This window comes from Allobosea sp. (assembly GCF_030695125.1).
Lineage (GTDB): Bacteria > Pseudomonadota > Alphaproteobacteria > Rhizobiales > Beijerinckiaceae > Allobosea.
In genome coordinates, this window is sequence record NZ_JAUYTP010000067.1 from 25,329 (window position 1) to 51,947 (window position 26,619).

The following is a 26,619-nucleotide window of genomic DNA, read 5'->3' on the forward strand; positions in this document are numbered from 1 at the left end:
AAATCTATGTTATAAATATTCTAAAGTTTGAAAAAGGTGGAGCCGTCGGCATGTTTTCGACCCGCTCATTGAACATCGACTGGGTCAATCGCTCAGACGCGCCCGCCTGCTTGTCGACGATCGGCGCCTGCGATTCGCAATACCTCGCGGCAAACGAAAAATACCTCCAGCTGATCGAGCGCGTCTGGCCCGAGATCGAGAACAAAGATCTCGTCGAGAAGGGGTCGGCCATCAACAACGCCGATCGCGACCGGCGTTTATGGCTGCTCGAACATCAGGGCTACTACGACTCGCAGAGTGCTGTGATCCGGATGGCGACGGGCCGAATCGTCTCTGTCGAAATGAGCGCTCAAAGGGTCTGGTGCAGCGGCACCGCCTGCGATCTCGAATTCTTCATGCCGTCCCCCGCCGACAAGAACCGCCTCGACCACGCACCGGTTTCCAACAACGACAACAAGAGGGCCGTCTTTGCGCCAAGGCTCAAAAATCGACTGAACCAGATGAATGCGTTCGACAAAACCATCATTCTGCGTCGAATTTTGTCAGTGCTTGTCGAGGGCGCCGTCCTCACCGGAAAGATTTCCGAAATCACCCCCGTGAAGCGTTACTCCCACGAGCTCACCGAGCGCTTCCGGTATCACCAGGCCTGCGATCGAGCGACGACGCCCCGGGTGAGGTTCGATTTTTCGGACTTCGATCACGAGACACTGGAGGATTGCCTGCTTCAGGTGGCCGGCGAGATCTGGACCATCCTCATGCTGTCGAATGATCCGGTCGCATCGGAGCCGCTGCGAAGTCTGGTGGTCGACTACACCGTCCCCAGGCCTCTGATCGTCAGAGGCTGACCCGATATCGGCACGCGCCGGCCTGACGCGACATGGCGCCCATCCGAGGCGTGGCGGGCCAGACCGGCGACCACGCCGCATGCGGCAGCGACCGCCCGGCCGTCAGCCAAGGCAGGCCCGCCGTTTCCGGACGCGCGCCCGAAGGCGGGGAATTCAGTCAATCAGGATGAAAATTTGGAGGCCTCGCCCGGAATCGAACCGGGGTGCAAGGATTTGCAGTCCTCTGCGTAACCACTCCGCCACGAGGCCTTCCGCGGGACCGCATGGCGATGCGAGCCCGATGCCCGCTATAACCATATGCGGAGCCGCGCTGCAACCGCCAAGCGTCGCCGGTCGTGCGATGACACGCATTCCCCAGCCTTCCGACGGATAAGGGGTTGCGTCGCCGGAAACGCGTGGGTATACGCGGCCACCGATCCCGGATAGCTCAGCGGTAGAGCAATCGACTGTTAATCGATTGGTCGCAGGTTCGAATCCTGCTCCGGGAGCCAGTTATTCGAAAGGGCTCGAGCGTCATCGCTCGGGCCCTTTTTCGTTTGGCCCGCCGACGCTCCACCGCAGACGAGAAGGCTTTCGCGGTCGCGGCCTGCACGGCGCCGGCCTGTGCAGCGCGAGCGACCACGCAGGCGGCCGCGTCCAAACGCGCGCGTTCATGAACGGCAGCGAACTTTTCGCTTCACCTCCGGTTGTCATCCGTGGGCGCCTGGTGTCCGCGACGACCCAACCCAAGGAGAGCGATATGCGCAGACTGATTCTCGCGGCGGCGATGGCACTGGGCCTCGGAGCGATTCCAGCGTCCGTCTCGGCGGCGCCGGCTTTCGCCGTCCAGAGCGATGCGGTCGCAGCCGCCGACACCACTCTGGTCCAGTATCGCGGAAACTATGGCAACCGCGTCTATGAGAGCCGCCCGCGCTACCGGCAGCGCGGACGCAGCTATGGCCGCTATTACGGCGCTCCGCCGCGCGCCTACCGGCCTCGCCCCTACTACCGCCGCGACCGCCAGTGGGACCGGACCTGGTGAGCTGACAGACGACCGCCGGGCGTCGTGCCCGGCGGTGCTTCGTCGCAGGCTTGGCCGCCCGGCTGGCGCGGCCCGCAGCCAGGCGCTAGCTGTGCGTCATGACCGCTGCTTCCCTCCATTGGTTTCGCGACGACCTCCGCCTGGCGGATAATCCGGCGCTCGCGGCGGCCGTGGCGCACGGACCGACCTTGTGCCTCTACATCCTCGACGAAGGCGGCACGCGCCGACCGCTGGGCGGCGCCAGTCGCTGGTGGCTGTCGCGCTCGCTCGCGGCGCTCGGATCGGCGCTCGCCGAGAAGGGGGCGGGACTGGTCATCCTGCGCGGCGATCCGGCGATCCTGCTGCCGCGCGTCGCGGCCGCGGCCAAGATCGACTTGATCACCTGGAGCCGACGCTATGACGGCGATTCGGTTTCGCTCGACGGGCGCATCAAGGCGGAGTTGGTGGCCGCCGGCCGCAAGGTGACGAGCTTCAACGCGGCCCTGTTGAACGAGCCCTGGCAGGTCACCACCAAGACCGGCGATCCGATGAAGGTGTTCACGCCCTATTGGCGCGCCGCCCGCGCGCTCGGCGAGCCGCCCGCCCCCCTGCCCGCGCCCGACCGCATCGCGGCTCTGACGCTGCCGGCCGAACTCGCGGCACTGGCGGTCTCGCGCGCCGAACTGGCGCTCGAACCGACCAGACCCGACTGGGCGGGCGGGTTGCGCGCGGCCTGGACGCCCGGTGAAGCGGCCGCAGCCGCCAGTCTGCATGCTTTTCTCGCAGGTCCGCTCGACGACTATGGCGAGGGCCGCAACCGACCCGACTATGTCTCGACCTCGCGGCTCTCGCCGCATCTGCGCTTCGGCGAGATCGGCCCCCGCCAGATCTGGCACGCGACCCGCAGCGCCGTCGACAGCGGCGCGGCCGCCGCAAACCCCGCCGATGCCGAGAAATTCCTGGCCGAGATCGGCTGGCGCGAATTCTCATACCATCTGCTGTTCCACAACCCGACCTTGGCGCGGGACAACTACAACCGCCGCTTCGACGCCTTTCCCTGGCGCCGCGACGCAGCCGCGCTCGCTGCCTGGCAGCGCGGCGCGACAGGCTACCCGATCGTCGATGCCGGCCTGCGCGAGCTCTGGACCACGGGCTGGATGCACAACCGCGTGCGGATGATCACCGCCTCCTTCCTGATCAAGCATCTGCTGATCGACTGGCGGGCGGGCGAGGAGTGGTTCTGGGACACGCTGGTCGATGCCGATCCCGCCAGCAACGCCGCGAGCTGGCAATGGGTCGCAGGCTCCGGCGCCGATGCCGCGCCCTATTACCGGATCTTCAACCCGGTCACCCAGGGGCTCAAATTCGACCCGAAGGGCGGCTATGTCCGCCGCTGGATCCCCGAGATCGCAGGGCTCGACGACAGCGCGATTCACGAGCCCTTCAAGGCCGATCCCTCCAGCTTGCGCCGGGCCGGCATCACGCTGGGCGAAACCTATCCCCGCCCACTGGTCGATCTCGACATCGGGCGCAAGCGGGCGCTGGAGGCCCTGGCCGCGACGCGCGCGGCCGAGGCGGGCTGAGGCTCACAAGGGCCGCGCCGCGCCCCGGCGCGCCGCCATCCCCAGCAGCCAGAAATAGGCCGGATAAGGCAACAGGTTGATCGCCTTCAGCAGCCAGGACAGGCGGCGCGGGAAGGTGATCTCGAAACCACCGCGGGCGAACCCGTCGACGATGCGCCGCGCCGCTTCGTCGGGCGGCATGATAAAGGGCATCGGCACGTCCTTGGTCCGCGTCAGCGGCGTCTCGACCCAGCCCGGATTGACCAGTTGCAGGCGGATGCCGCGCTGGTCGCAGGTGAATTTCAGCGTCTCGCAGAGATGGATCGCCGCCGCCTTCGAGACGCCATAGGCCGAGGCCCCGGGCAGCCCGCCATAGCCCGCGACCGAGGCGTTGACCGCGATCTGGCCGCGACCGCGCAGCGCCATGCGCTCCATGACCGCCGACAGGCCGCGCGCCGCGCCGAGAAGATTGACGGCGATGATGCGCTCGAAGGCGGCGATATCGAGGACGCCGCCCGAATCGGGAGCGATTCCCGCATTCAGGAAGGCGAGCGCGATCGGGCCCTGCACGCTTTCGATGCCGTCGATCACGGCCTTCATCGAGGCGCTGTCGGTGACGTCGCCGGCATGGGCGACTATCCTGCCGGGCAGGCCCTCGGCGCGGCGCGCGACATTCTCGAGCAGATCGAGGCGCCGGGCGGTGATCGCCACGGTCCAGCCGCGCCGCGCCAGTTCGAGCGCGACCGCCTCGCCGATCCCGCTGCTGGCCCCCGTGACCCAGGCGACGCCGTCGCCCGGCTGCATACGCGGCAGTGACATGGAACCTCACAGGCTGGCACCAAACGGCCGGTCGCCTGTCTAGGCCCTGCGCCGCGAAGACGGAAGAGGCGCCGGCTGCACCGTGGCAGCCTCGCCACTGCGCAGTTGGCACGGCGGCGCGGTTCGGTGCAGTCTCGGCCTCCCTCGGATCGACAGACCAAGCCCCTCGAAAGACGAAGCCCCATGGCCACCACGCTGCTGTTCCGTGACGACGCCTATCGCACCGAAACACCGGCGACCGTGCTGGCCGTCACCGAACGCGGCGGCCTCGTTCTCGACCGCACCGTGTTCTACGCCACCGGCGGCGGGCAGCCCGGCGATGCGGGGCTGATCCGCCGCGCCGACGGCAGCGCCATTGCGATCGGCACCGCGATCTACGACCCCGACGACAGAAGCCGCGTGGTCCATGTCCCGCTCGAAGGCCAGAGCCTGCCCGCGCCGGGCGAAAGCGTCACCGCCGTGCTCGACTGGGAGCGGCGCCTCAAGCGCATGCGCATCCACACCGCCCTGCATCTGCTCAGCGTCGTCCTGGCCTATCCGGTGACCGGCGGCGCGATCGGCGAGGGCGACGGCCGGCTCGATTTCGACATTCCCGAAGGCGGGCTCGACAAGGCGGAGATTGCCGACAAGCTCAACGCCCTGATCGCCCGCAACGCCGACGTCACCGAAAGCTGGATCACCGACGCCGAACTCGACGCCAATCCCGGCCTCGTCAAGACGATGTCGGTGAAGCCGCCGCGCGGCTCGGGCCGGGTCCGGCTCGTGGCGATCGGCGATATCGACCTGCAGCCCTGCGGCGGCACCCATATCCGCAACACCGCCGAAATCGGCCTTGTCGCGGTCACCGATATCGAGAAGAAGGGCAAGCAGAACCGGCGCGTCCGGATTGCACTCGCCTGACACGACCGGCCGGCAAAAAAGACCACGAGGAAACACCCGACATGGCACGCGACACCGTTTTCGTCTCGACCGAGTGGCTCGCCGAGCGCCTGAACGCCCCCGACATCGTCGTGGTCGACGGCTCCTGGTATCTGCCGGTCCATGGCCGCGATCCCCATGCCGAATATGCCGACCGGCGTATTCCCGGCGCGCTGCGCTTCGACATCGACACGATCAAGGACACGACCTCCGACCTGCCGCACATGCTGCCGCGTCCGGAGGCCTTCGCCGCCGCCGTCGGCGCCATGGGCATCGGCGACGGCATGCGCATCGTCGTCTATGACGGGCTCGGCCTGTTTTCGGCGCCGCGCGTGCGCTGGACGTTTCGAACCTTCGGCGCCACCGATGTCGTCATCCTCGAAGGCGGCTTCCCGAAATGGCAGGCCGAAAACCGCCCGATCGAGCATGGCCCGCCGCGCAGCCGCGCCGCGCGCAGCTTCACCGCCCGGCTCGACCATTCCGCCGTGGCCGACGCGGCAGACGTCGCCCGCGCCCTCACGGAGGGCACCGCGCAGATCGTCGATGCCCGCCCCGGCGACCGTTTCCGCGGCGAGGCGCCCGAGCCGCGCGCCGGTGTGCGCTCCGGCCATATGCCCGGCTCGCTCAACCTGCCCTTCCCCGCCATCGTCGAGAATGGCCAGCTCAAACCGGCGGACGCCATCGCAGCCGCCTTCGCCGAGGCCGGCGTCGATCTCGACAGGCCGCTGATCACGAGCTGCGGCTCGGGCGTCTCGGCGGCGATCCTGTCGACCGCGCTGGAGACGATCGGCAAGCCGGCCCGCGCCATCTATGACGGCTCCTGGGCCGAATGGGGCGCCAGCGACTGGCCGCTCGCGACGGGACCGGCCCGCAAGCGCTGAGCGGTCGAGCCACTGAGCACGCCGCTGCACCGCAGCCGGGCCGCATTGACCCCGACGCGATCGGGCTATAGCGGACGGAAACGGTGAGCGGCGACGACGACCGGTGCGCCGGCTGTCGCAAAGCGCCGTCAGACTGGGTCGAGACGGCCGTGCGTGCAGGGCCTGGCCGCGACACCGCAGAGCAGATCGAGACGATGACGCCGACTGACGACACGCCGAGGGCCACGCGGCGCGACTGGCTTGGGCTGGCCGTGATCGCCCTGCCCTGCCTGCTCTATTCGATGGACCTGACCGTCCTGAACCTCGCCGTGCCGCAGCTCAGCGCCGACCTCAAGCCGAGCGCGGCGCAAATGCTCTGGATCGTCGACATCTACGGCTTCATGGTCGCGGGCTCGCTGATCACCATGGGCACGCTCGGCGACCGGATCGGGCGGCGCAAGCTGCTGCTGATCGGCGCGGCGGCCTTCGGCTTCGCCTCCGTCCTGGCGGCCTTCTCGACCAGCGCCGAGATGCTGATCGCGACGCGGGCGCTGCTCGGCGTCGCCGGCGCGACGCTCGCGCCCTCGACGCTGTCCTTGATCCACAACATGTTCCGCAACCCGCAGGAGCGGACCTTCGCGATCGGGATCTGGATCGCCAGCTTCTCGGCCGGCGGCGCGATCGGCCCGCTCGTCGGCGGCCTGCTGCTGGAGCATTACTGGTGGGGCTCGGTCTTCCTCGTCGGCGTGCCGGTGATGCTGCTGCTGCTGATCCTCGGCCCGATCCTGCTGCCGGAGTTCAAGGACCCCGATGCCGGGCGGATCGATCTCCTCAGTGCGGCCCTGTCGCTCGCCGCCGTCCTCGCCACGATCTACGGCATCAAGGACATGGCCGAGCACGGAATCGGCTGGCGCGCCGTGGCGCCGATTCTGGCGGGCATCGGCATCGGCGCCGTTTTCCTGCGCCGGCAGCGACGGCTGACCGACCCGATGCTCGACCTCAAGCTGTTCCGCAATGCGGTCATCAGCGCGGCGCTGGCGATCAACGTGCTCGGCTTCCTGTTCCTGTTCGGCAGCTTCCTGTTCATCGGGCAGTATCTGCAACTGGTGCTCGGCTTCTCGCCGCTCGAGGCCGGCCTTTGGAGCCTGCCCTCGGCGATCGCCTTCATCCTGGGCGCGCCGGTCGTGCCCGTGCTGGCGCATCGCTTCCGGCCGGCCCTTATCATGGGCACCGGGCTGGCGCTGGCCGGCTGCGGCTTTGCCCTGCTGTCGCGGGTTGCAGTTGACAGCCACCCCGCGGTCGTCGTGGTTGCAGGCGTCGTCTTCTCGCTCGGCTTCACGCCGGTCGTCGCCCTGACGACGGAGTTGATCGTCGGCACAGCGCCGCCGGAGCGCGCCGGCTCGGCTGCGGCGCTCTCCGAGACCAGCCTCGAATTCGGCGGCGCCGTCGGCATCGCGATCCTCGGCAGCATCATCACTGCCGTCTATCGCAGTGAGATCGCCGCCGGGATGCCGGCGGGCCTGCCAGACGAGGCCGCACGCGTCGCGGCCGCGACGCTGGGCGGGGCGGTCGCCGAAGCCGCGCAGCTGCCGGCGGATCTCGCCGCCGGCCTGCTCGCGGTGGCCCGCGCGGCCTTCGTCTCAGGCATGCAGCTTTCCGCCCTGGTCGCGACGCTGGGACTGTTTGCAACCGCGCTGGTCGCGCTCGTGCTGCTGCGCGCCGTGCCGCCGGCGTCCGCGCAGGTAGCGCCGAAGCCGGTTTCGCCCGAGGCCGCGCTGCCCTAAACCTGTCCGGACAGGAGCATGCCGATGTCCGACCATGATCACGACCATCCTCACGATCATCCCCATGAGCACGGCCACGTCGCCGACGGCGAGCCGCGCTGGAAGCATGACGGCGTCCGGGTCGTCACCGGCGACAGGCTCGATTCCAACACCGCCCAGACGCCGGGCATGTTCCGGCAGGCGGCGATCAACCATGCCCGCGTCGGCGCGCAGAAGATCTGGGCCGGTACGGTCTCGATCCAGCCCAACGCCAAGACGGGCGTCCACCACCATGGCGAGCTCGAAAGCGTGATCTATGTCGTGCGCGGCAAGGCGCGGATGCGCTGGGGCGAACGGCTCGAATTCGTGGCCGAGGCCGGCCCAGGCGACTTCATCTATGTGCCGCCCTTCGTGCCGCATCAGGAGATCAACGCCGACCCCGACAACCCGCTCGAATGCGTGCTGGTCCGCTCCGACAACGAGGCGGTGGTCGTCAACATCACCGATGTCGACCCGGTCGAAGCCCCGGAATCGGTCTATTGGGTCGACCCGATCCACAAGCACCCGCCGGGCTGAGCGGGCCGGTCAGGCAAGGTCCGCCTGGCCTTCGCCCTCGCGGGCCATGATGTGGATCCCTTCCGGCATCAGGGCGACGGTGACCGCCGAGCCGGGTCCGAGCCCGGTCCGGCGGGCGTAATGCGCGGGCAAGGTCATCGACAGCAAGGGCGCGTCTTGGCCGTCGAGGACGACGGTGACGGCCAGACTCTCGCTGAGATGGACGAGATCGCGGATCGTGGCCGCGAAGCGGTTGGGCTGGCTGTCGGCCTGATCGAGGTCGGTGCGGCTAAGCAACACCTGCGTACCGGCGATCGCCCAGGCGATGTCGGCCCCGACCGGATGGGACTCGGCGCGGGGAGTCTCGATCCTGCGGCCGTTCCAGTCGAGCCAGGTGCGAGGACCGTCCTGTGCGACGATGCGAGCTGAAAAGATGTTCTTGAGATCGACCAGCCGCGCCGCCTGCACGCTCGCCGGCCGGGCCAGGACATCGCGCGGCGTCCCGGTCTGGAGGATCCTCCCCCGGTCCAGCAGGCACATCCGGTTGGCGACGCGGGCCGCCTCGTCGAAATCATGCGTCACGACGAGGATCGGGATCGGGAAGGCCCGGCTCAGGTCTCGCAATTCGCCGTAGAGCCGCTGGCGCGTCACCCGATCGACCGCGGAGAACGGCTCGTCGAGCAAAAGCACGTCGGGATCGCGCGCCAGCGCCCGCGCAACGGCGACGCGCTGCTGCTGGCCGCCTGAGAGTTCCGCCGGCCTGCGTGTGTGGAGATCGGCCAGATGGACCAGTTCGAGCAGTTCGCCGGCCCGGCGCGACCGCTCCGGACGGGGCAGATGGCCGAGCGCCGCAGCCACATTCGCCAGCGCGGTCATATGGGGAAACAGCGCATAATTCTGGAAGACGAGGCCGACGCGCCGGCGATAGGGCGGCAGATCGATCCGGCGCGAGGTGTCCAGCCAGCTTGCCCCTCCGACCGAGACTTGGCCGACCGCCGGTCGGTAGAGGCCGGCAATGGTGCGCAGGATCGTGGTTTTGCCGCTTCCCGATGGGCCGACCATAGCCAGGACATCGCCGGCCGCGCAGGACAGGCTCAGATCCAGCGGGATCGGTGCGGTCTGTCGCAGCGTGACCGCGAGCGCATCGTCAGCCATGTCGGCGACCGACCTGCGAGGAGAGGCGGTAGATCAGTCCCAGCGTCGCCAGCGACATCGCCAGCAGCGTCGCGGCCATGATGCCGGCGCTGGCCGTGTCGAAGGCCTGGACGCGGTCATAGATCGCGATCGCGACGGTCTTCGTCTCCCCGGAAATCGATCCGCCGACCATCAGCACCACGCCGAACTCGCCCAGTGTGTGGGCGAAGGTCAGGACCAGCCCCATCAGGATCCCCTGCCAGGCGAGCGGGATCTCGATGCGCATCAGAACGGACCGGGGCGACAGCCCCGAGACGGCAGCCGCCTCGCGGATTTCAGGCGCGATCGCCTCGAAGGCCCGCTGCGCCGGCTGGATGGCGAAAGGCAGATTGACGATCACCGAGGCCAGCACCAATCCCTCGAAGGAAAAGACAAGGTTGTGCCCGAAGGTCGCCGCCCAGAACTGGCCGATCGGGGTCGCCCCGCCGACGCTGACGAGCAGGTAGTATCCCACGACGGTCGGCGGCAGCACCAGCGGCAAGGCCAGCGCCGCTTCGACGAAACCCTTTCCCGGGAAGCGGGCATAGGCGAGCCAGCGTCCGACGAACACCCCGACAGGCAACAGCACCGCCACCGTCACGAGACCCAGCTTGATCGACAGTGAGAACGCGACCCAATCCAACGTGGCAGACCCTATTCGCCCGGCAACAGGAAACCATAGCGCTTCAGCACGGCTCGCGCCGACGCCGACTGCGCATAGTCGTAAAAGGCTCGCGTAACGTCGTCGGCGCTCTTCAGCAGGACCATGCGCTGACGCAGCGGCTGGTGCAGCTCGGCCGGGATGAGCGCGTAGGTCCCAAGCTGCGCCATCTGCGGCGCCAAAGCCAGTGAAAGGGCGAAGATGCCACCCTGCGTCGAGCCCGATGCGGCGAACTGAGCCGCCTGGCTGACATTCTCGCCGAACACCAGCCGCGGGCGCACCGTGTCCCAGAGCCCCGCCGTCGTGAGCGCCTCCTGGGCGGCGCGGCCGTAAGGCGCGTGCTCGGGATTGGCGATGGCGAAGCGCGTGATGCGGCCATCGGCCAGCGCCGCCTTGAACCCTGCCAGCTGCGAATCGGGTTGCCAGTTCGCCCCCTTCGGCGCGAACAGGACGATGCGGCCGATCGCATAGAGGGCGCCGCGATCGACCGTCAGCCCCTTCTCGTGCAGCTCGAACACGAAACCCTCATCGGCCGACAGGAACAGCTGGAACGGCGCCCCCTGGATGATCTGCGTCTTGAAATTGCCCGACGAACCATAGGTCGGCAGCACAACCCGCCCGGTTTCTTGGGTGAAGGCGGCGATCATTTCGTCGAGGGCAAATTTCAGATCCGATGCGGCGGCGATCCGCGGCGCGTTGGCCTGAGCGCCCGCCGGCACGACGGCGCCGAAGGCCAGAGCCATTGCAGCCACGCTCAAACGCATGATCCAACGCAGCGCCCGCTCAATCTGCGACGGCACGGCTCTCTCCTCTCGTTATATCCAACGGACTATAACGTTGAATCGCCAGTTCGCCATCAAAATCGGCGGCGGGCGGCGGGCGCCTGAGCGTCCTGCTGGCCAGTTCGCTTGGGAATTGCCGCGGCGATGTTCTACCATCCGGGCATGCCCAAAGATGCCGCCATCCCCGAGACGTCACCAACGCGCCCTGCGCTGAAGCTCGGCCTGCGGCTCGATTTCACGCCGGGGGGCCGACTCGGCCCCGGCAAGGCCGATCTGCTCGAGGCGATCGGCCGGACCGGCTCGATCTCCGCTGCGGGCCGCGCGATGACGATGTCCTATCGCCGCGCCTGGCTCTTGGTCGACGATCTCAACCGCATGTTCAAGCAGCCTCTGGTCGAGGCGCAGCCCGGCGGCGCCAAGGGCGGCGGCGCGCGTCTGACGCCGCTCGGCATCGAGGTCATCGCGCATTACCGCGCGGTCGAGCGGGCCGTTCGGGACGCGGGTGCCGCCCCGCTCGCAGCGTTGCGCGACCTGATCGAGCCGGCCCCGCGCCCGGCCCCGGGCGAGGATGAAGTCGTCCCTGACGAAGACGAGGACTGACGCCATGAACATCGGCGAGGCGGCGAAGCGCTCCGGCGTCAGCGCCAAGATGATCCGCTATTACGAGAGCATCGGGCTGATCGCGGCTCCGCTGCGGACGCAGGCGCAGTACCGCGTCTATGCGGATGAGGACGTCCACACGCTGCGCTTCATCCGGCGCGCCCGAAATCTCGGCTTCTCGCTGGAGGAAAGCCGCGCGCTCTTGGCGCTCTGGCGCGACAAGAGCCGCGCCAGCGCCGATGTGAAGCAGCTTGCCATGAGCCATGTCCGCGACCTCGAGGCGAAGGCGGCCGAACTGCAGGCGATGGCCGACGCGCTACGCCATCTCGCGCAGCACTGCCATGGCGACGGCCGGCCCGACTGCCCGATCCTGAGCGACCTCGCCGCACCACCCCGCGATCCCTGCTGCTGAGCGGGGCATCGACCGCAGCGCATGAAACGACCGGAAAATCGCCCCGGCCATGCGTCTGTCGGCTGGACGGAACGGGGCGCGATTGGTCATATGCCGGCCTGACCAAGGCAGGACCATCATGGACAACCGAAACGATCTCTGGCGCCACGTCGATGCCAACAAGGAGCGCCTGATCGCGCTGAGCGAGCGGGTCTGGGGCATGCCCGAGGTCTGCTACACCGAGACGCGCTCCTGCGCCGAGCATGAAGCCGAGCTTGTGCATCAGGGCTTCCGCGTCACCAAGGGCATCGCCGACATCCCGACCTCCGTGATCGGCGAGGCCGGCGAAGGCGGACCCGTGATCGCCTTCATGGGCGAGTACGACGCCCTGCCCGGCCTGTCGCAGGAAGCCGGCGTCGCCAGCCACTCTCCGGTCGAGACCGGCGGCCACGGCCATGGCTGCGGCCACAACCTGCTGGGCTCCGCCGCGCTTCTCGCCGCCGTGGCGATGAAGGACTGGCTCGCCGAGCACAAGCTGCCCGGCCGCGTGCGCTATTACGGCTGCCCGGCCGAGGAAGGCGGCGCCGCCAAGGCCTTCATGGTCCGCGCCGGCGCGTTCGACGATGCCGATGTCGCGATCTCCTGGCACCCGTCGAGCTGGTGGGAGGTGGCGCCGCCGCTCGCGCTCGCCAACACCCGCGCCGACTTCACCTTCACCGGCCGCACGGCGCACGCTGCCGCCGCGCCCCATCTCGGCCGCAGCGCGCTCGACGCGGTCGAACTGATGAATGTCGGCGTCAACTACATGCGCGAGCACATGCCCAGCGACGCCCGCGTCCACTATGCCGTGCTCGACACCGGCGGCATCGCCCCGAATGTCGTCCAGGCCCATGCCCGTGTGCGCTATTCGATCCGCGCCCGGGACCTGCGCGGTATGCTCGAACTCGTCCAGCGCGTGAAGAAGATCGCCGAAGGCGCCGCGCTGATGACGGAAACCAAGATGGAGATGCGCATCGTCAGCGCCGTCTCCGACCTGCTCGGCAATACGCCACTGGAGCAGGCGATGCATGGCGTGATGGAGGAGCTCGGCCCGCCGCATTTCGACGACGCCGACCGCGCCTTCGCTCAGGAGATCCGCAAGACCCTGCAGCCGCAGGAGATCGCCTCGATCTGGCGCACGATCGGCATGGACGACACCGGCGCGCCGCTGGCCGATTTCCTCGTGCCGATGGACGCCAAGCGCAACCCGGCGATCGGCTCGACCGATATCGGCGATGTCAGCTGGGCGGTTCCGACGGTCCAGGCCCATGCGCCGACGGTCGCGATCGGCACGCCCTTCCACACCTGGCAGGTCGTGGCCCAGGGCAAGACCCCGGCCGCCCACAAGGCGATGGTCCATGTCGCCAAGGCGATGGCGGCGACCGGCGCCGCCGTCCTGCTCGATCCCGCGCTGATGGCCGCCGCCAAGGCCGACCACAAGAAGCGCCTGGGCGCGGAGGGCTACACCTCGCCGCTCCCGCCCGAGGTCAAGCCGCCGCTGACGATGTCGCTGGGCGGGTGAGTTGCTGAGGCTTGTCCAGGAAGCTCCGTCATCCTGGACAAGCCGCGTAGCGGCGCAGGCCGGGATCCATCCTAGGGCTCCGTTGGCGCCCTAGGATGGATCCCGGGACGACCTGCGGTCGCCCCAGGACGACGGCGGAAGCGGATGCGAAGAGCGCTCAGCGCAGCCCGTCCTCGCCCTTGATCTGGTCCTTGGTCAGCCCGCCGATGCGCGGCAGCGGCCGGCCGGAATCGGTGACCGCGATCGCGACCAGGATTTCGCCGGCGCGCGGGGCATCCGTCACCCGCACCTCGACCGCGTCGAAATGCGAGCGGACGAAGGCTGCATCCTTGTGGCCGAGCGGCACGTCGATCGGCGTGCCCAGCCCGCCGCGCTTCTTGGCGGAGGGGATCAGCGCCGGGCCCTTCCCGAGCGCGGCGCGCACCGGCGTGCCCATTTTCGGATGCAGGATCGCCGCGGCATGCTCCAGCTCGCCGCCCTCCCCGACGATCGCGGCCTTGCCGAAGCTCTCGGCCTGGGCGGGCTCGATGCCGAGTGCCGCGAGGCAGCGCTTCGTCAGGAGATCGCCGAGTTCGACGCCGATCTCGGTCAGCTCCCCGAGATCGTCGCGGTAGCCTCCGGCAAACGGGTTGGCGATCACCGCGACCGAGACGGCGCGCCGCGTCGGCGGCGAGACGGATCGCCCCCCTTCGATCAGGGTTTCGTCGACCTGGGTGAGGATCTTGCGGATGGTCGCGGGCATGATGGGCTCCGGCGGAAAGGAGGGTGTCGGGGCGGCGTGCGCGCTCAGCGCTGCCCGTCCCAGACGCTGATCTGATCGGCGCGCAGGCCGCCGACGCGCTCATGGATGCGCGCGCCCGTGGTCATGACGAGGATGAGCACCATCTCGTCGGCCTGGGGCGAGCCCGGCACGCCGACCTCGACCGCGCCGAAATGGCTGCGCACATAACAGGCGTTGATATGGGTGACGGGGATGTCGATCCGCGCGCCCGGCCCGGCGACCTTCTTGGTCGAGGGCACGATCGCCTTGGCGTTGCCGAGGATCTCGCGCATCGCGTAGCCGCCCGGCACATGCCAGAGCGCGCCATGCTCCAGTTCGCCGGCCGAGCCGACGACGGCGCCCTTGCCATAGCCCTCGACGGTCGCGGGATCGCCGCCGAGCGCGTTGAGGCAGCGCGTCGCCATCTCCAGCCCCGCGGGCTTGAGCGCCTCCATCATCGGCATGATGTCGGGCTCGTAGCGGCCGGCATAGGGGTTGGTCAGCACGGCGCAGACGGAGGCGATGCGCTCGGTGCGGCCGGGCAACGGGCCGAATTCGTGGAAAATCTCCTCGACCGTGGTCTGGATGCGGCGGATCTCGACGAGCACGCTCATGGGACGACCTCTCAAACGACCGCAGGCGCGCTGTGCGACGGCGGCGTCGAGCGCGAGCGCCCGGTCCGCACCAGCCCGTCGATGACGACCATGCCGATGCCGGGGATGTCGCCGAGCGACACCGCCTCCAGCAGGCCCTTGCCCGAGGAATGCTGGGGCTTGTCGAGGAACACGAAATCGGCGGGATAGCCCACGGCGATCAGCCCGGCATCGAGCGAGCGCCGGCGCGCGACATTGCCGGTGGCGAGGCAGAAGGCCTGCTCGGCCGGCAGTCCGCCGAGGCTCGACAACAGCGTGATCATCCGCAGCATGCCGTTGGGCTGGACGCCGGAGCCGGCGGGCGCATCGGTGCCGATCAGCACATCCGCCAGCCGCCCGGCCTCGCGCGCCGCCTCCAGCGCCACCAGCGCCGATTTCTCGTTGCCGTTATGGACGACCTCGAGCGCGCCCTTCGCCTTCTCGCAGAGGATGCGGATGTCGGCATGGGCGATCGAGGTCGGCCCGCCATTGATGTGGCTGACGACGTCGGGCTGAGCCTCCAGCACGTCGTCCTTGTTGACGAAATGCGAGCCGGCGATCGAGGGGCCGCCCGTATGCATGATCGATTCGAGCCCGATCTCGCGGCACCAGTCGGCGACGCGCTTGGCGTCGGGCCCCTTGGCGACGGTGCCGAGCCCGATCTCGCCGATATGCCGGATGCCGAGCGCCTTCAGCTCCTCGAAGACCTCGCGGCCGAAATCGAGCTCGGCCACCGGCGCACCCGCGATCACCTTGGCACCGGCCGGTCGGAAATTCTGGAAGCAGCGCTGCGCCGTGACGGCCAGCGCCTTGACGCCGATGGCATCCTTCGGCCGGCCCGGCAGATGCACCTCGCCGGCCGAAACCAGCGTGGTGACGCCACCATTCACCCCCATCTCGATCCAGCCCAACTGGTTCTGGCGCGGCGTCCAGTCGCCGAAGACAGGGTGGCAATGGGAATCGATCAGCCCCGGCGACAGGCCTGAGCCCTTCGCGTCGATCACGGTCTCGGCGCCGGAGCAATCGAGATCGGCCACCTTGCCGATCGCGGCGATGCGCCCGTCGACGACGACGATCGTGTCCGCATCGAGGATCGGCTTGTTCAGATCGCCCGAGAGCAGCAGGCCGATGTTGCGCACCACCAGCTTGCCCTTGGCGGGTCCCGCCGCGACGTCGTGAGCCATCTGGATCTCCGCAGCCCTGCCGCCGGCACCTCGATGGGACAGGCGGCGATTGAATGTGTAATAACAATCATGGAGAGGCCCGCCGCTGCTGGCAAGGGGCTGACCAAGGGCCTGACAAGGGTCTGGCGCGCTGCTGGCGAGGGCGCCCGCTTGCGCCTGAGCGCCCACCGCCGAGGAGGCTAGAAGACCGCCATGACGCGCATCGAGTCCCCCATCGTCGAGGTGGATGGCGAGACGCCTGCCGACGCCATCAGGCGCGGGCGCAAGCCCGCCGAGAGCTATGTGCTCGAGGAGCAGGTCGGCTTCCTGATGCGGCGCGCGCAGCAGCGCCACATCGCGATTTTCCAGCGCATCATGGGCGAGGACGGGCCGACGCCGACCCAGTTCGCCGCGATGGCGAAACTCGGCGGCGGCGAGGATATCTCCCAGAATCAGCTCGGGCGGATGACCGCCATGGACCCCGCCACGATCAAGGGCGTCATCGCGCGCCTCGCCGAGCGCGGGCTGGTCGAGCGTCGCCCGGACCCGGACGACCAGCGCCGCGTCCGCGTCCGCCTGACGCCGGCCGGGCTGGAGGCGATGCCGGGCCTCACCGAGAAGGCGCGCGCCATCACGGCCGCGACCCTGTCGCCCCTCTCCCGCGAGGAGGCCGAGCGCCTGCTCGCGCTGCTGGCGCGTCTCGATTGAGCACCGGCTGCCCGCAAAATCTGCTTGCGCCACCTTGTTTGTATACTAACAATAATCGGCACGGGTTCCGGATCGTCACAGTCTAGGGGAGCTGGCCATGGCGCGCTATCTGCGGCCCACCACGCTGGAGGAGGCGCTGGCGCTGCGCGCGCAGGCCGGCGAGACGCCCCTGGCGCTCCTCGCCGGCGGCACCGATGTCTATCCGGTCCGTACGCACAAGAGCGCCTGGTTCCAGCCCTTCAGCCGTGATGTGCTCGACCTCGGCGCGGTGCCCGAACTCTCCGGCATCCAGCATGACGCCACGGGAACCCGCATCGGCGCGACCGCGACCTGGAGCGCCGTCGCCGACGCCGCGCTCCCGCCCGCCTTCGACGCCCTGAAGCAGGCCAGCCGGCAGGTCGGCGGCGTGCAGATCCAGAATCGCGGCACGATCGGCGGCAATCTCTGCAACGCGTCGCCGGCCGCCGACGGCGTGCCGCCCCTGCTGGCGCTCGACGCGCAGGTCGAACTGGCGAGCCTGCGCGGCCGGCGCCAACTGCCGCTCGCAGACTTCGTGCTGGGCAACCGCCGCACGGCATTGGCGCCCGACGAGATCCTGGTCGCAATCCACGTCCCCGCGCAGCCCGAGGGCGCCCGCTCGACCTTCCTCAAGCTCGGCGCGCGCGCCTATCTCGTCATCTCCATCGCCTCCGTTGCCGCCGTCATCGCCACCGACGCGGCGGGCTTGGTCTCCGGCGTCCGTCTCGCCGTCGGCGCCTGCTCGGCGGCGCCGCAGCGTCTGGCCACGCTGGAGGCCCGGCTCATCGGGTTGCCCGCCGGCGATCTCGCCGCCCGCGTCGAGCCCGAAGACCTCGCCGCTCTGGCGCCGATCGATGATGTCCGCGCCAGCGCCGCCTATCGCCGCGATGCGGCACTCGTGCTGGTGCGCCGGGCGCTGACCCAACTCGCCGGCAAGCCGATGGAGGCCGCAGCGTGACCATCCATGACCGCTCGGCTCTCGCCGCCACCGCTCATGCCGCGGACGCCATCGCCTTCCGGCTCAACGGCGCCGATGTCGCGCTGGGCGACGCGCCCGACAGCCGCCTCAGCGAAGTCCTGCGCGCCAGCCTCGGCGCCACCGGGACCAAGGTCGGCTGCGATGCCGGCGATTGCGGCGCCTGCACCGTCCTGATCGACGATGCACAGGCCTGTGCCTGCCTTGTGCCGGTCGGCCAGATCGCCGGCTGCGACGTGCTCACGGTCGAGGGGCTGGCGGAGACGGCGATCGGCGCCGCGCTCCAGCAGGCCTTCCAGCTGCATGGCGCGGCCCAGTGCGGCATCTGCACGCCGGGCATGCTGATGGCGGCCTATGATCTGCTGCGGCGCAACCCGCAGCCCGGCGAGCGCGAGACGCTCGACGCGCTCGGCGGCGTGCTCTGCCGCTGCACCGGCTATCTCAAGATCGTCGAGGCGGTGCGCGACGCCCATCGCTTCATCGGTAGCGGGACGATCGTCACCGAGGTCGAAGGTCCTTCGATCGGCACGCGGATAGCCCGTCTCGACGGCGCGCCCAAGGTCGCCGGCTCAGAGCGCTACGGCGCCGACAGCGCTCCCGACGATGCCCTCTGGCTGCGCGCGATCCGCTGCCCGCATCCGCGCGCGCGCTTCACGCTGGGCGATCCCGAGGCCTTCGTCGCCGCGCGGCCCGGGCTGGTGAGGGTCTTCACCGCGCAGGACGTGCCGGGCGAGAACTCCTTCGGCATCTATCCGCATCTCAAGGACCAGCCGGTCTTCTCGGCCGGTGAAACGCGCTATCGCGGCGAATGCGTGCTGGCGGTGGTCGGCGAGAAGGAGGCGGTCGAGGCGCTGAGCATCGACGACATGCCGATCGCCTGGGAGCCGCTGCCGGCGATGGTCGGCAGCGCCGCGGCGCTGGCCGAGGGCGCCTTCACCCTGCACGACTTCGTGCCCGACAATGTGCTGACGCGCGGCCGCGTCGAGCGCGGCGATGTCGAGGCGGGCTTCGCCCAGGCCGCCCATGTCGCCCAGGGCGCCTTCGAGACCGGTTTCGTCGAGCACGCCTATATCGAACCCGAAGCCGGCTATGCAAAGCGCATCGGCGACACCATCGAGATCTTCGCCTGCACGCAGGCGCCCTATATGGACCGCGACGAGGTCGCCCGCGTGCTCGGTCTGCCGCTGGAGAGCGTCCGCATCCTGCCCTCCGCCTGCGGCGGCGGCTTCGGTGGCAAGCTCGACGTCTCGCTGCAGCCGATGCTGGCGGTGGCGGCCTGGGTGCTGGACCGGCCGGTGCGCTGCGTCTTCTCGCGCATCGAATCGATGATCTCTTCGACCAAGCGGCATCCCTCCTCGATCCAGGCGAAGGCCGCCTGCGATGCGGAAGGCCGGCTCGTTGCCTATGCGATGGACGGTGATTTCGACACCGGCGCCTATGCTTCCTGGGGACCGACCGTGGCAGGCCGCGTGCCGGTTCATGCGACGGGGCCCTACAAGGTGCCCCATGTCCGCAATCTCTCCCGCGCCATCTACACCAACGGCCCGCCCTCGGGCGCCTTCCGCGGCTTCGGCGTGCCGCAGGCGGCGCTCGCCCAGGAGAGCCTGTTCGACGATCTCGCCACAGCCGCCGGCCTTGACCGGCTGGAGTTCCGGCTGATCAACGCGATCCGCGCCGGCGACACGACGCCATCAGGCCAGCGTCTCGAAGCCAGCGCCGGCCTCGCCGAATGCCTGGAGGCGCTGAAGCCGCACTGGCAGCGGTTGCTGGCGGAAGCGGCCGCCTTCAATGCGAGCGAGGGCCGCACCCGCCGCGGCGTCGGCATCGGCTGCATGTGGTACGGCATCGGCAACACCGGCATGTCGAACCCCTCGACCATGCGCGTGACGCTGTCGCAGGACGGCCGCCTGACCTTCTGGAACGGCGCCGTCGACATCGGCCAGGGCTCGACCACCGTCCTGACCCAGATCGCGGCGGATGCGCTCGGGCTGCCGGTCGAGCGCTTCGACCTCGTGCTCGGCGACACCGCTCTGACCTTCGACGCCGGCAAGACCTCCGCCTCGCGCCAGACCTTTGTCTCCGGCCGGGCCGCCGAGGCGGCCGCCGCCGCGCTGCGCGCCGAGATCCTGCGACTGACCAATGCCGGCCCAATGGCGCGGCTGGCCCTGGAGGGGACGAGCGTCACCGTCGCGGAGAATGGCGTCGTCGCGCGGATCGACCTCGCCGCCCTGCCCGCGAAGCCCGACGGCACGGTGCTGGAGGGGATCGGCTCCTTCGATCCGCCGACCGTCCCGCTCGACTCGATGGGCCAGGGCGTGCCTTACGCCACCTATGGCTTCGCCGCGCAGATCGCCTCGCTCGATGTCGATCTCGATCTCGGCACGATCAGGCTGAACCGCATCGTCGCCGCCCATGACGTCGGCCGCGCGATCAACCCGATGCTGGTCGAAGGCCAGATCCATGGCGGCATCGCCCAGGGCATCGGGCTGGCGCTGATGGAGGAATACCTCCCCGGCCGCACCGAGAACCTGCACGACTACCTGATCCCGACCGCCGGCGACGTGCCGCCGATCGACATCATCCTGGTCGAGGACCCCGAGCCGCTCGGCCCCTCCGGCGCCAAGGGCATCGGCGAACCGGCGCTGGTGCCGACGGCGCCCGCGATCCTCGGCGCGATCCGCCATGCTACCGGCGTCACCCCGCGCCAGGTGCCCGTGCTGCCGCACCGGCTCTGGGAGTTGCTGCGCGCCAAGGAGGGTCGCTCGTGAACGAGATCAACCCGATGACGACGCAGGAGAGCGTGCTCGCCGAGCGCTCGCGCAAATTCGGCGTCGCCGAGGGCGATGAGGGCATCGTCCGCTGCGACGCCTGCCCGGTGCTCTGCCGGATCCGGCCGGGCCGCGCCGGCGCCTGCTCGCGCTATGCCAACGAGAACGGGCTCTTGATCCGCACCGATCCGGTCGTGCTGCTGGCGGAAGCGGTGGAGGGCGGCCAGCCGCTCGTCGCCTTTGCCGAAAACGCACAGGACTGGGACGGCTCGATCCTGCCCGCCGAGCGCGTCTTCGTCACCGGCATCGGCTCGGGCACCACCTATCCCGACTACAAGCCCGCGCCCTTCATCGTCTCATCGCAGCATGAGGGCGTCGACACGGTGACCGTGGTGACCGAGGGCATCTTCTCCTATTGCGGCCTCAAGGTGAAGATCGACACCGACCGCCATCTCGGCCCGGAGACCGCGGCGATCCGCGTCAACGGCGAGCAGGTCGGCCATGTCACCACCGCCGAATACGGCTCGCAGATGCTCTCCATCGGCGGCGTGCGCCATCTCACCGGTGGCTCCAAGAAAGAGGGCAACACCACCTGCGAGACGATGCTGAAGCTCGGCAACGGCGAGGCGGTCGAGCTCACCATCGATGGCGGCCATGGCGTCGTCGTCGAGGCCGGCCAGGCGCCGATCGTCGACGGCAAGCCCGAGACGCGCATGCGCGTCGGCTGCGGCTCGGCCACGATCGGCATCTTCGCCAAGCAGTGGCAGGGCCATGTCGACGAGGTCATCGTCGTCGACGACCACATCACCGGCGTGCTGACCGAGCATCAGGCCGGCCGCGTGCTCGACATGAAACCCGCCGGCATCCGCGTGCGCGGCCGCAAATCGACGCCCGGCCGCTATTTCCAGGTGGCGCAGCCAGGCCTCGGCTGGGGCGGCACCGACATCACCGACCCGCTCTCGATCATCCAGAAGATCGACCCGGGCACCGCCTGGCCCGGCATGCGGCTGCTGATGACCTCGACCACCGGCGAGGATTCGCTCTACTGCATCCTCGACGAGAACCTCCTGCCGGTGGAGGCGGAGATGCCGGCTGCCGTGCGCCAGGTCGTCGAGCGCATCGGCGAGAACTGCGAGCCGTCGCTCTGCAGCGTGCTGTTCGTCGCCGGCGCCGGCGGCTCGCTGCGGGCCGGCGTCACCGAGAACCCGATCCTGCTCACCCGCTCCGTCCAGGGTGGCACGACGCGCGTCACCATGGGCGGCGCGCCAGTCTATGTCTGGCCCGGCGGCGGCATCACCGTCATGGTCGATGTGCTCAGGATGCCAAAGAACGCCTTCGGCTATGTCCCGACGCCCGCCATCGTCGCACCGATCGAGTTCACCCTGCCGCGCGATCTCTATCTCGCCTCCGGCGGCCATGCCGAGGAGATCGTTCCGGTCGAGGAGGTCCTGCGTGCCCATGGCGGCCAGGCCCGGATCGAGGGCGGCGCGGCCGAGAACCCCTGGCCGCTGCGGCGGGGCTTCGGTCCGTGATCCCCTCAGCCCTCATCCTGAGGAGCCGCGAAGCGGCGTCTCGAAGGATGGTCCAGCGTGCTCTGGAGCATCCTTCGAGACGTGCCTTCGGCACTCCTCAGGATGAGGGCTGAGGAATGCAAGGCGCTCCATGGGCGCTCACCGCGTCGCCCGACTGCCGGGCAACCGCCTGCATCTCCAGGAGGGCCCGAGCGATCTCGTCATCGCGGCCTTCGGCGCTCCCGCAGAGATCGAGCGCGCCTATGGCGCCGCCGAGGCCGCCTTCGACGGCCTGCTGGCCGAGCTCGCTGGCGAGCTCGCGGTCCTGCGCCAGCCGCTCGGGCCGCAACCGCCGCCGCTGGCCGGCGCGACGGCGAGGCGCATGGTCCGCGCCTGCTGGTTCTTTCGGGAGCAGTTCATCACGCCGATGGCCGCCGTCGCCGGGGCCGTCGCCGACACCGTGCTGGGCGCGATGGCGCAGGCCGTCCCCGGTCTTGAGCGCGCCTATGTCAACAATGGCGGCGACATCGCCGTGCTGGTCACGCCGGAGAATCCGCTCGACATCGGCGTGGTGCCGTCGCTCGCCCGCGCCCGGCCGGAGGGCTTCATCCGGCTTCATGCTGCACCTCATGCTGCGCAGCATTTTTGCGGCATCGCGACGAGCGGCTGGCGCGGCCGATCGTTCTCGCGCGGCATCGCCGATGCCGTCACCGTGCTCGCCCGCAGCGCCGCCGAGGCCGATGCGGCCGCGACCGTTATTGCAAATGCGACGGATCTGCAGGACGCCGCCGTCATCCGGCGGCCGGCGCGCGACCTCGACCCCGACAGCGACCTGCGCAACCTGCCCGTCACCGTCGATGTCGGGCCGCTCACGCCCGAGGCGATCGCCGCGGCGCTCGCATCGGGCGTGAGGATGGCGGAGGCGCTGCGGCGCGACGGGCTGATCGAGGGCGCGCTGCTGGCGCTGGCGGACGAATGGCGCAGTGTCGGGGGGATCGAGACCCTTCCGCGTCATGGTCGGGCTTGACCCGACCATCTCGGAAACCCGTGCCCTCTGGTCCGGAGATTCGCGGGTCTGCGCTGCGCTCCGCCCGAGAATGACGGCAAGCCGTCAAACAGACAGATACTGCGCCCTGACCGCCTCATCGGCCTTCAGCTCGTCCATCGTGCCGGTGAATCGGATGATGCCCTTTTCGATGATCGCGGCGCGATCGGCGACATTGCCGGCGAAATGCAGGTTCTGCTCCGAGATCAGCACAGTCAGCCCCTCGCTCTTCAGCGCCAGGATGGTCTTGGCCATCTCCTCGACGATGACCGGGGCAAGCCCCTCCGACGGCTCGTCGAGCAGGACGAGCCGGGGATTGCCCATCAGCGTGCGCGCGATCGTCAGCATCTGCTGCTCGCCGCCCGACATCGCCCCGCCCGGCCGGTCGCGCATGCGGCCGAGATTGGGAAACAGGGAAAACAGCCGCTCCGGCGTCCAGTGCGGCGCATCCGCCCGTGCCGGGCGCTGCGCCACCGAGAGGTTCTCCATCACGGTCAGTTCGGAAAAGACGCGCCGGTCCTCCGGCACATAGCCGATCCCCATACGCGCGATCTCGAAGGGCTCACGCCCGTCGACCCGCTGGCCCTCGAAGCTGACGCTGCCGCCGGCCGGCGGGACCAGCCCCATCACCGCCTTCATCGTCGTCGACTTGCCGGCGCCGTTGCGGCCCATCAGGGCCAGCACCTCGCCGCGCTGCATCGAAAAGCTGACGCCCTGCAGGATATGGGCGCGGCCGTAATAGGCGTCGAGCCCGGTGATCTCGAGCATCGTGCTCATCTCAATGCCCTCCCGAGGTCGCGCCGGAGCCGAGATAGACGGCGCGGACATTCGGGTCCTGCCGCACCTCCTGCGCCGTGCCATGGGCGATCAGCCGGCCGCGGTCGAGCACGATGACGCTGTCGGAATGGGTGAAGACGACATCCATGTCGTGCTCGGTGAAGAGCACGGCTATGCCCGTGGCGGTGGCGATGCCCGCGGTCAGCGCCATCAGTTCGATGCGCTCGCGCGGGGCCATGCCGGCGGTGGGCTCGTCCATCAGCAGCAGCCGCGGCCGGTTGGCGAGCGCGACCGCGAGCTCGACGCGCTTGAGGTCGCCATAGGCGAGCACGCCGCAGGCGCGCTCGGCCTGTTCGAGCATGCCGACCTGCGCGAGCAGGCCGTCCGCTTCCTCGCGATGGCGGTCGCGGGCGCGACCGAACGGACTCCAGATCCCGCCGGCATGCGAGATCAGCGCCATTTGGACGTTCTCGCGCACCGTCATCGAGGTGAAGGTCGCGGTGATCTGGAAGGTGCGGCCCACCCCCATGCGCCAGACATGGCGCGGCTTCAGGCCGGTGATCGCGCGGCCGGCGAGCAGCACCTCCCCGCCATCGGGCCGCAGCTGGCCGTTGAGCATGTTGAAGCAGGTCGTCTTGCCGGCGCCGTTGGGGCCGATCAACGCCAGCATCGTGCCGGGCAGCACCGAGAAGGAGACACCGTCGACCGCGCGCACGCCGCCGAAGGATTTCGCGAGGTCGCGCACGACGAGGACGGGTTCGCTGGCGGCGACAGCGCTGGCTATGGCGGCGGGGGCGAGAGCGGTCATCGTGCAGCCTCCGCCAGCCGGGTCGTCGGGGCCGGCTCAGGCGCGGCACGGCGCTCCCGCAGCGCCAGGACCGTGCCGACGAGCCCGCGCGGGAACAACACGACGAGCAGCACGATCGACAGCCCCAGCGCGAAGCGCCAGTACATCGTCGCCTTCATCAATTGCTCGTGCAGACCGGCATAGGCGAAGGCGCCGATGATCGGCCCCGCCACCGTCTGCACGCCGCCGAGCAGCACCATCAGCAGCGCATCGACCGAGCGGGGTATCGCCATATAGGTCGGGAACACCGAACCCTTGAAGAAGGCGAAGAGCGCGCCCGCAATGCCGGCGCAGAAGGCGGCGACCGCAAACGCCACCCACTGGATGCGCACCACGTCGAGGCCGATCGCCTCCGCCCGCAGCGCGTTGTCGCGCCCCGCCCGCAGGCCGTAGCCGAAGGGCGAGAAGATGGTCAGCCGCAGCGCCAGCACCGCCGCCGCGCAGATCACCAGCGTCAGATAGTAATAGACCGTCTTGGAGGCCGCCCAGGCCGAGGGCCAGACACCGAGGATGCCATTGTCGCCGCCGGTGAGATCGACCGACTGGAAGGCCGTCGCCCAGGCGATCTGCGCGAAGGCGAGCGTCAGCATGGCCAGATAGACCCCCGACAGCCGCACGCAGAACCAGCCGAAGACGACGCCGGCGATCCCCGCCAGAAAGGGCGCCAGCAGCAGCGCCGGCTCCATCGGCGCGCCCAGCCATTTCACGGCGAGCGCCGCGCCATAGGCGCCGAGCCCGAAATAGGCCGCATGCCCGAAGGAGGCCATCCCGCCCGGCCCCATCATGAAGTGCAGCGAGGCGGCAAACAGCGCGAAGATCACCAATTCGGTCAGCGTCACCAGCATGTGGTCGGGCGTGACCAGCGGCGCCAGCGCGAGGATCAAGAGGCCGATCAGCCCGGCGAGCTTCGTCGTGCCGTCGGCCGGGCGCAGCAGCGGCTCGGCCGGGCCATGGGCTCTCTGATGGCCGACGGGCGCCTTGCCCATCAGCCCGTAGGGCTTGACCACCAGCACCACCGCCATGACCAGGAAGACGAGCACCAGCGTGATCTTGGGAAAGATCAGGATGCCGAAGGCGTGCAGGATGCCGATCAGCACGGCGGCGAGATAGGCGCCGGTGACGCTGCCGAGCCCGCCGACGACGACCACGACGAAGGCCTCCGAGATCATCGCCAGGTCCATGTGCAGCGTCACCGCCTCGCGCGGCAACTGCAGCGCACCACCCAGGCCCGCCAGGATCGAGCCGAAGGCGAAGACCGAGGTGAAGAGCAGGCGCTGGTTGACGCCGAGCGCGCCGACCATCTCGCGGTCCTGCGTCGCCGCCCGCACCAGCGTGCCCCAGCGCGTCTTCTGGAACAACAGCCACAGGATCAGCAGCACCACCGGCCCGACCGCGATCAGGAACAGCTCATAGGTCGGGAAGCGGTTGCCGAAGATCACGACGAAGCTCTTGAAGCCCGGTGCGCGCGGCCCGATCTTGTCCTCCGCCCCCCAGATCGCCAGCGCCACGTCCTGCAGCATCAGCACGACGCCGAAGGTCGCGAGCAGCTGGAACAGCTCCGGCGCCTGGTAGATCCGTCTGAGGATCAGCACCTCGATGACGACGCCAATCAGTCCCGTCAGGGCCGCCGCCGCCAGCACGCCGCCCCAGAAGCCGAGCGCGTCCGCCGGCCCGAAGCGCCCGACCAGCGTCCAGGCCAGATAGGCGCCGAGCATATAGAGCGAGCCATGGGCAAAGTTCACGATCCGGGTGACGCCGAAGATGATCGACAACCCCGACGCCACGAGGAACAGCGACGAGGCCGAGGCCAGGCCGTTCAGCGTCTGGGTGAGGATGAGGTCGATCATACGGACAATCCTGTCATTCCGGGGCGGCGCGCAGCGTCGAACCCAGAACCCACGACTGGGCGAGTCAGAAGGAACCG

Annotated in this window: 25 protein-coding genes and 2 tRNA genes; 16 read left to right on the forward strand and 11 right to left on the reverse strand. The window is 69.4% G+C overall.

Going from position 1 to position 26,619, the window contains the following annotated elements; genetic code table 11:
* Positions 1 to 50 precede the first annotated feature (50 nt).
* Positions 51 to 845 (forward strand): hypothetical protein, encoded by a 795-nt coding sequence (locus tag Q8S38_RS19145; RefSeq protein ID WP_305681937.1) that lies wholly within the window; start codon positions 51 to 53, stop codon positions 843 to 845.
* A 175-nt stretch (positions 846 to 1,020) separates the two neighbouring features.
* Here Q8S38_RS19145 and Q8S38_RS19150 read toward each other — a convergent pair.
* A tRNA-Cys gene (locus Q8S38_RS19150) sits at positions 1,021 to 1,094 on the reverse strand.
* Positions 1,095 to 1,261: 167 nt separating this feature from the next.
* Between Q8S38_RS19150 and Q8S38_RS19155 the strand changes: the two genes are divergently transcribed.
* The 3 genes from Q8S38_RS19155 to Q8S38_RS19165 all read left to right on the forward strand — a co-directional run bounded on the left by Q8S38_RS19155 (position 1,262) and on the right by Q8S38_RS19165 (position 3,428).
* Positions 1,262 to 1,336, forward strand: a tRNA-Asn gene (locus Q8S38_RS19155).
* A 248-nt stretch (positions 1,337 to 1,584) separates the two neighbouring features.
* Positions 1,585 to 1,866, forward strand: a complete 282-nt coding sequence (locus Q8S38_RS19160; protein ID WP_305681938.1) for a hypothetical protein — start codon at positions 1,585 to 1,587, stop codon at positions 1,864 to 1,866.
* Between the two features lie 98 nt (positions 1,867 to 1,964).
* The gene (locus Q8S38_RS19165; protein ID WP_305681939.1) at positions 1,965 to 3,428 is read left to right on the forward strand and encodes a cryptochrome/photolyase family protein; all 1,464 of its coding nucleotides are present in this window, start codon (positions 1,965 to 1,967) and stop codon (positions 3,426 to 3,428) included.
* Positions 3,429 to 3,431: 3 nt separating this feature from the next.
* Here the strand turns inward: Q8S38_RS19165 and Q8S38_RS19170 are convergent, their stop codons facing one another.
* Positions 3,432 to 4,226, reverse strand: coding sequence for an SDR family NAD(P)-dependent oxidoreductase (locus Q8S38_RS19170; protein ID WP_305681940.1), 795 nt, complete (start codon positions 4,224 to 4,226; stop codon positions 3,432 to 3,434).
* Positions 4,227 to 4,409: 183 nt separating this feature from the next.
* Here Q8S38_RS19170 and Q8S38_RS19175 point away from each other — a divergent pair, with 183 nt between their 5' ends.
* From Q8S38_RS19175 to Q8S38_RS19190, 4 genes are all read left to right on the forward strand, one after another.
* Complete coding sequence (locus Q8S38_RS19175; protein WP_305681941.1) at positions 4,410 to 5,126, forward strand: alanyl-tRNA editing protein; 717 nt, start codon at positions 4,410 to 4,412, stop codon at positions 5,124 to 5,126.
* Positions 5,127 to 5,167: 41 nt separating this feature from the next.
* Positions 5,168 to 6,025 (forward strand): 3-mercaptopyruvate sulfurtransferase, encoded by an 858-nt coding sequence (sseA, locus tag Q8S38_RS19180; RefSeq protein ID WP_305681942.1) that lies wholly within the window; start codon positions 5,168 to 5,170, stop codon positions 6,023 to 6,025.
* 194 nt (positions 6,026 to 6,219) lie between these two features.
* Positions 6,220 to 7,788, forward strand: coding sequence for an MFS transporter (locus Q8S38_RS19185; RefSeq protein ID WP_305682036.1), 1,569 nt, complete (start codon positions 6,220 to 6,222; stop codon positions 7,786 to 7,788).
* A gap of 24 nt (positions 7,789 to 7,812) precedes the next feature.
* Complete coding sequence (locus Q8S38_RS19190; protein ID WP_305681943.1) at positions 7,813 to 8,343, forward strand: cupin domain-containing protein; 531 nt, start codon at positions 7,813 to 7,815, stop codon at positions 8,341 to 8,343.
* A 9-nt stretch (positions 8,344 to 8,352) separates the two neighbouring features.
* Here the strand turns inward: Q8S38_RS19190 and Q8S38_RS19195 are convergent, their stop codons facing one another.
* From Q8S38_RS19195 to modA, 3 genes are read right to left on the reverse strand one after another with little or no spacing between them, the layout of a single operon-like run.
* Positions 8,353 to 9,477 (reverse strand): ABC transporter ATP-binding protein, encoded by a 1,125-nt coding sequence (locus tag Q8S38_RS19195; RefSeq protein WP_305681944.1) that lies wholly within the window; start codon positions 9,475 to 9,477, stop codon positions 8,353 to 8,355.
* The gene (modB, locus tag Q8S38_RS19200) at positions 9,470 to 10,138 is read right to left on the reverse strand and encodes a molybdate ABC transporter permease subunit (protein WP_305681945.1); all 669 of its coding nucleotides are present in this window, start codon (positions 10,136 to 10,138) and stop codon (positions 9,470 to 9,472) included. Before modB ends, Q8S38_RS19195 begins: the two co-directional genes overlap by 8 nt.
* 11 nt (positions 10,139 to 10,149) lie before the next feature.
* Complete coding sequence (gene modA / locus Q8S38_RS19205; RefSeq protein ID WP_305681946.1) at positions 10,150 to 10,956, reverse strand: molybdate ABC transporter substrate-binding protein; 807 nt, start codon at positions 10,954 to 10,956, stop codon at positions 10,150 to 10,152.
* A 144-nt stretch (positions 10,957 to 11,100) separates the two neighbouring features.
* On the opposite strand from modA, the gene Q8S38_RS19210 reads away from it, so the two are divergent.
* From Q8S38_RS19210 to Q8S38_RS19220, 3 genes are all read left to right on the forward strand, one after another.
* The gene (locus tag Q8S38_RS19210) at positions 11,101 to 11,538 is read left to right on the forward strand and encodes a winged helix-turn-helix domain-containing protein (RefSeq protein ID WP_305682037.1); all 438 of its coding nucleotides are present in this window, start codon (positions 11,101 to 11,103) and stop codon (positions 11,536 to 11,538) included.
* Positions 11,539 to 11,542: 4 nt separating this feature from the next.
* Positions 11,543 to 11,950 (forward strand): Cu(I)-responsive transcriptional regulator, encoded by a 408-nt coding sequence (gene cueR, locus Q8S38_RS19215; protein ID WP_305681947.1) that lies wholly within the window; start codon positions 11,543 to 11,545, stop codon positions 11,948 to 11,950.
* A 118-nt stretch (positions 11,951 to 12,068) separates the two neighbouring features.
* Positions 12,069 to 13,490: a M20 family metallopeptidase gene (locus tag Q8S38_RS19220; RefSeq protein ID WP_305681948.1), complete on the forward strand. Its 1,422-nt coding sequence runs from the start codon at positions 12,069 to 12,071 to the stop codon at positions 13,488 to 13,490.
* A gap of 157 nt (positions 13,491 to 13,647) precedes the next feature.
* Here the strand turns inward: Q8S38_RS19220 and Q8S38_RS19225 are convergent, their stop codons facing one another.
* From Q8S38_RS19225 to Q8S38_RS19235, 3 genes are read right to left on the reverse strand one after another with little or no spacing between them, the layout of a single operon-like run.
* Positions 13,648 to 14,232, reverse strand: coding sequence for an amino acid synthesis family protein (locus Q8S38_RS19225; RefSeq protein ID WP_305681949.1), 585 nt, complete (start codon positions 14,230 to 14,232; stop codon positions 13,648 to 13,650).
* Positions 14,233 to 14,276: 44 nt separating this feature from the next.
* Positions 14,277 to 14,864 carry an amino acid synthesis family protein gene (locus tag Q8S38_RS19230; RefSeq protein WP_291825844.1) on the reverse strand — a complete coding sequence of 196 codons (588 nt, stop codon included), beginning with the start codon at positions 14,862 to 14,864 and terminating at the stop codon, positions 14,277 to 14,279.
* Positions 14,865 to 14,875: 11 nt separating this feature from the next.
* Positions 14,876 to 16,066, reverse strand: coding sequence for an amidohydrolase family protein (locus Q8S38_RS19235; protein WP_305681950.1), 1,191 nt, complete (start codon positions 16,064 to 16,066; stop codon positions 14,876 to 14,878).
* A 192-nt stretch (positions 16,067 to 16,258) separates the two neighbouring features.
* Here Q8S38_RS19235 and Q8S38_RS19240 point away from each other — a divergent pair, with 192 nt between their 5' ends.
* The 5 genes from Q8S38_RS19240 (at position 16,259) to Q8S38_RS19260 (ending at position 23,053) form a co-directional block, all read left to right on the forward strand.
* Entirely contained in the window at positions 16,259 to 16,753 is a 495-nt protein-coding gene (locus tag Q8S38_RS19240; protein ID WP_291825848.1) for a MarR family winged helix-turn-helix transcriptional regulator, read from the forward strand.
* A gap of 97 nt (positions 16,754 to 16,850) precedes the next feature.
* Entirely contained in the window at positions 16,851 to 17,729 is an 879-nt protein-coding gene (locus Q8S38_RS19245) for an FAD binding domain-containing protein (RefSeq protein WP_305681951.1), read from the forward strand.
* Positions 17,726 to 20,515, forward strand: a complete 2,790-nt coding sequence (locus Q8S38_RS19250) for a molybdopterin-dependent oxidoreductase (RefSeq protein WP_305681952.1) — start codon at positions 17,726 to 17,728, stop codon at positions 20,513 to 20,515. Before Q8S38_RS19245 ends, Q8S38_RS19250 begins: the two co-directional genes overlap by 4 nt.
* 14 nt (positions 20,516 to 20,529) lie before the next feature.
* On the forward strand, positions 20,530 to 22,047 hold the full coding sequence (locus Q8S38_RS19255) for a 6-hydroxynicotinate reductase (RefSeq protein ID WP_305682038.1): 1,518 nt from the start codon (positions 20,530 to 20,532) through the stop codon (positions 22,045 to 22,047).
* 130 nt (positions 22,048 to 22,177) lie between these two features.
* On the forward strand, positions 22,178 to 23,053 hold the full coding sequence (locus Q8S38_RS19260) for a UPF0280 family protein (protein ID WP_305681953.1): 876 nt from the start codon (positions 22,178 to 22,180) through the stop codon (positions 23,051 to 23,053).
* 84 nt (positions 23,054 to 23,137) lie between these two features.
* On the opposite strand, the gene Q8S38_RS19265 is transcribed toward Q8S38_RS19260, so the two are convergent.
* Genes Q8S38_RS19265 through Q8S38_RS19275 form a run of 3 tightly spaced genes read right to left on the reverse strand, consistent with a single transcriptional unit; the run spans position 23,138 to position 26,542 of the window.
* Complete coding sequence (locus Q8S38_RS19265; RefSeq protein WP_305681954.1) at positions 23,138 to 23,848, reverse strand: ABC transporter ATP-binding protein; 711 nt, start codon at positions 23,846 to 23,848, stop codon at positions 23,138 to 23,140.
* 1 nt (position 23,849) lies between these two features.
* On the reverse strand, positions 23,850 to 24,656 hold the full coding sequence (locus tag Q8S38_RS19270; protein WP_305681955.1) for an ABC transporter ATP-binding protein: 807 nt from the start codon (positions 24,654 to 24,656) through the stop codon (positions 23,850 to 23,852).
* Complete coding sequence (locus Q8S38_RS19275) at positions 24,653 to 26,542, reverse strand: ABC transporter permease (RefSeq protein WP_305681956.1); 1,890 nt, start codon at positions 26,540 to 26,542, stop codon at positions 24,653 to 24,655. The genes Q8S38_RS19270 and Q8S38_RS19275 overlap by 4 nt, the downstream gene beginning before the upstream one ends.
* Between the last annotated feature and the right edge of the window lie 77 nt (positions 26,543 to 26,619).

Bases quoted from the DNA above. Each gene is read 5' to 3' on its own strand.
- Q8S38_RS19145 (WP_305681937.1), top strand. From the start codon at position 51: ATGTTTTCGACCCGCTCATTGAACATCGACTGGGTCAATCGCTCAGAC.
- Q8S38_RS19160 (WP_305681938.1), top strand. From the start codon at position 1,585: ATGCGCAGACTGATTCTCGCGGCGGCGATGGCACTGGGCCTCGGAGCG.
- Q8S38_RS19165 (WP_305681939.1), top strand. From the start codon at position 1,965: ATGACCGCTGCTTCCCTCCATTGGTTTCGCGACGACCTCCGCCTGGCG.
- Q8S38_RS19170 (WP_305681940.1), bottom strand. From the start codon at position 4,226: ATGTCACTGCCGCGTATGCAGCCGGGCGACGGCGTCGCCTGGGTCACG.
- Q8S38_RS19175 (WP_305681941.1), top strand. From the start codon at position 4,410: ATGGCCACCACGCTGCTGTTCCGTGACGACGCCTATCGCACCGAAACA.
- sseA (WP_305681942.1), top strand. From the start codon at position 5,168: ATGGCACGCGACACCGTTTTCGTCTCGACCGAGTGGCTCGCCGAGCGC.
- Q8S38_RS19185 (WP_305682036.1), top strand. From the start codon at position 6,220: ATGACGCCGACTGACGACACGCCGAGGGCCACGCGGCGCGACTGGCTT.
- Q8S38_RS19190 (WP_305681943.1), top strand. From the start codon at position 7,813: ATGTCCGACCATGATCACGACCATCCTCACGATCATCCCCATGAGCAC.
- Q8S38_RS19195 (WP_305681944.1), bottom strand. From the start codon at position 9,477: ATGGCTGACGATGCGCTCGCGGTCACGCTGCGACAGACCGCACCGATC.
- Q8S38_RS19210 (WP_305682037.1), top strand. From the start codon at position 11,101: ATGCCCAAAGATGCCGCCATCCCCGAGACGTCACCAACGCGCCCTGCG.
- cueR (WP_305681947.1), top strand. From the start codon at position 11,543: ATGAACATCGGCGAGGCGGCGAAGCGCTCCGGCGTCAGCGCCAAGATG.
- Q8S38_RS19220 (WP_305681948.1), top strand. From the start codon at position 12,069: ATGGACAACCGAAACGATCTCTGGCGCCACGTCGATGCCAACAAGGAG.
- Q8S38_RS19225 (WP_305681949.1), bottom strand. From the start codon at position 14,232: ATGCCCGCGACCATCCGCAAGATCCTCACCCAGGTCGACGAAACCCTG.
- Q8S38_RS19230 (WP_291825844.1), bottom strand. From the start codon at position 14,864: ATGAGCGTGCTCGTCGAGATCCGCCGCATCCAGACCACGGTCGAGGAG.
- Q8S38_RS19235 (WP_305681950.1), bottom strand. From the start codon at position 16,066: ATGGCTCACGACGTCGCGGCGGGACCCGCCAAGGGCAAGCTGGTGGTG.
- Q8S38_RS19240 (WP_291825848.1), top strand. From the start codon at position 16,259: ATGACGCGCATCGAGTCCCCCATCGTCGAGGTGGATGGCGAGACGCCT.
- Q8S38_RS19245 (WP_305681951.1), top strand. From the start codon at position 16,851: ATGGCGCGCTATCTGCGGCCCACCACGCTGGAGGAGGCGCTGGCGCTG.
- Q8S38_RS19255 (WP_305682038.1), top strand. From the start codon at position 20,530: ATGACGACGCAGGAGAGCGTGCTCGCCGAGCGCTCGCGCAAATTCGGC.
- Q8S38_RS19260 (WP_305681953.1), top strand. From the start codon at position 22,178: ATGGGCGCTCACCGCGTCGCCCGACTGCCGGGCAACCGCCTGCATCTC.
- Q8S38_RS19265 (WP_305681954.1), bottom strand. From the start codon at position 23,848: ATGAGCACGATGCTCGAGATCACCGGGCTCGACGCCTATTACGGCCGC.
- Q8S38_RS19270 (WP_305681955.1), bottom strand. From the start codon at position 24,656: ATGACCGCTCTCGCCCCCGCCGCCATAGCCAGCGCTGTCGCCGCCAGC.
- Q8S38_RS19275 (WP_305681956.1), bottom strand. From the start codon at position 26,542: ATGATCGACCTCATCCTCACCCAGACGCTGAACGGCCTGGCCTCGGCC.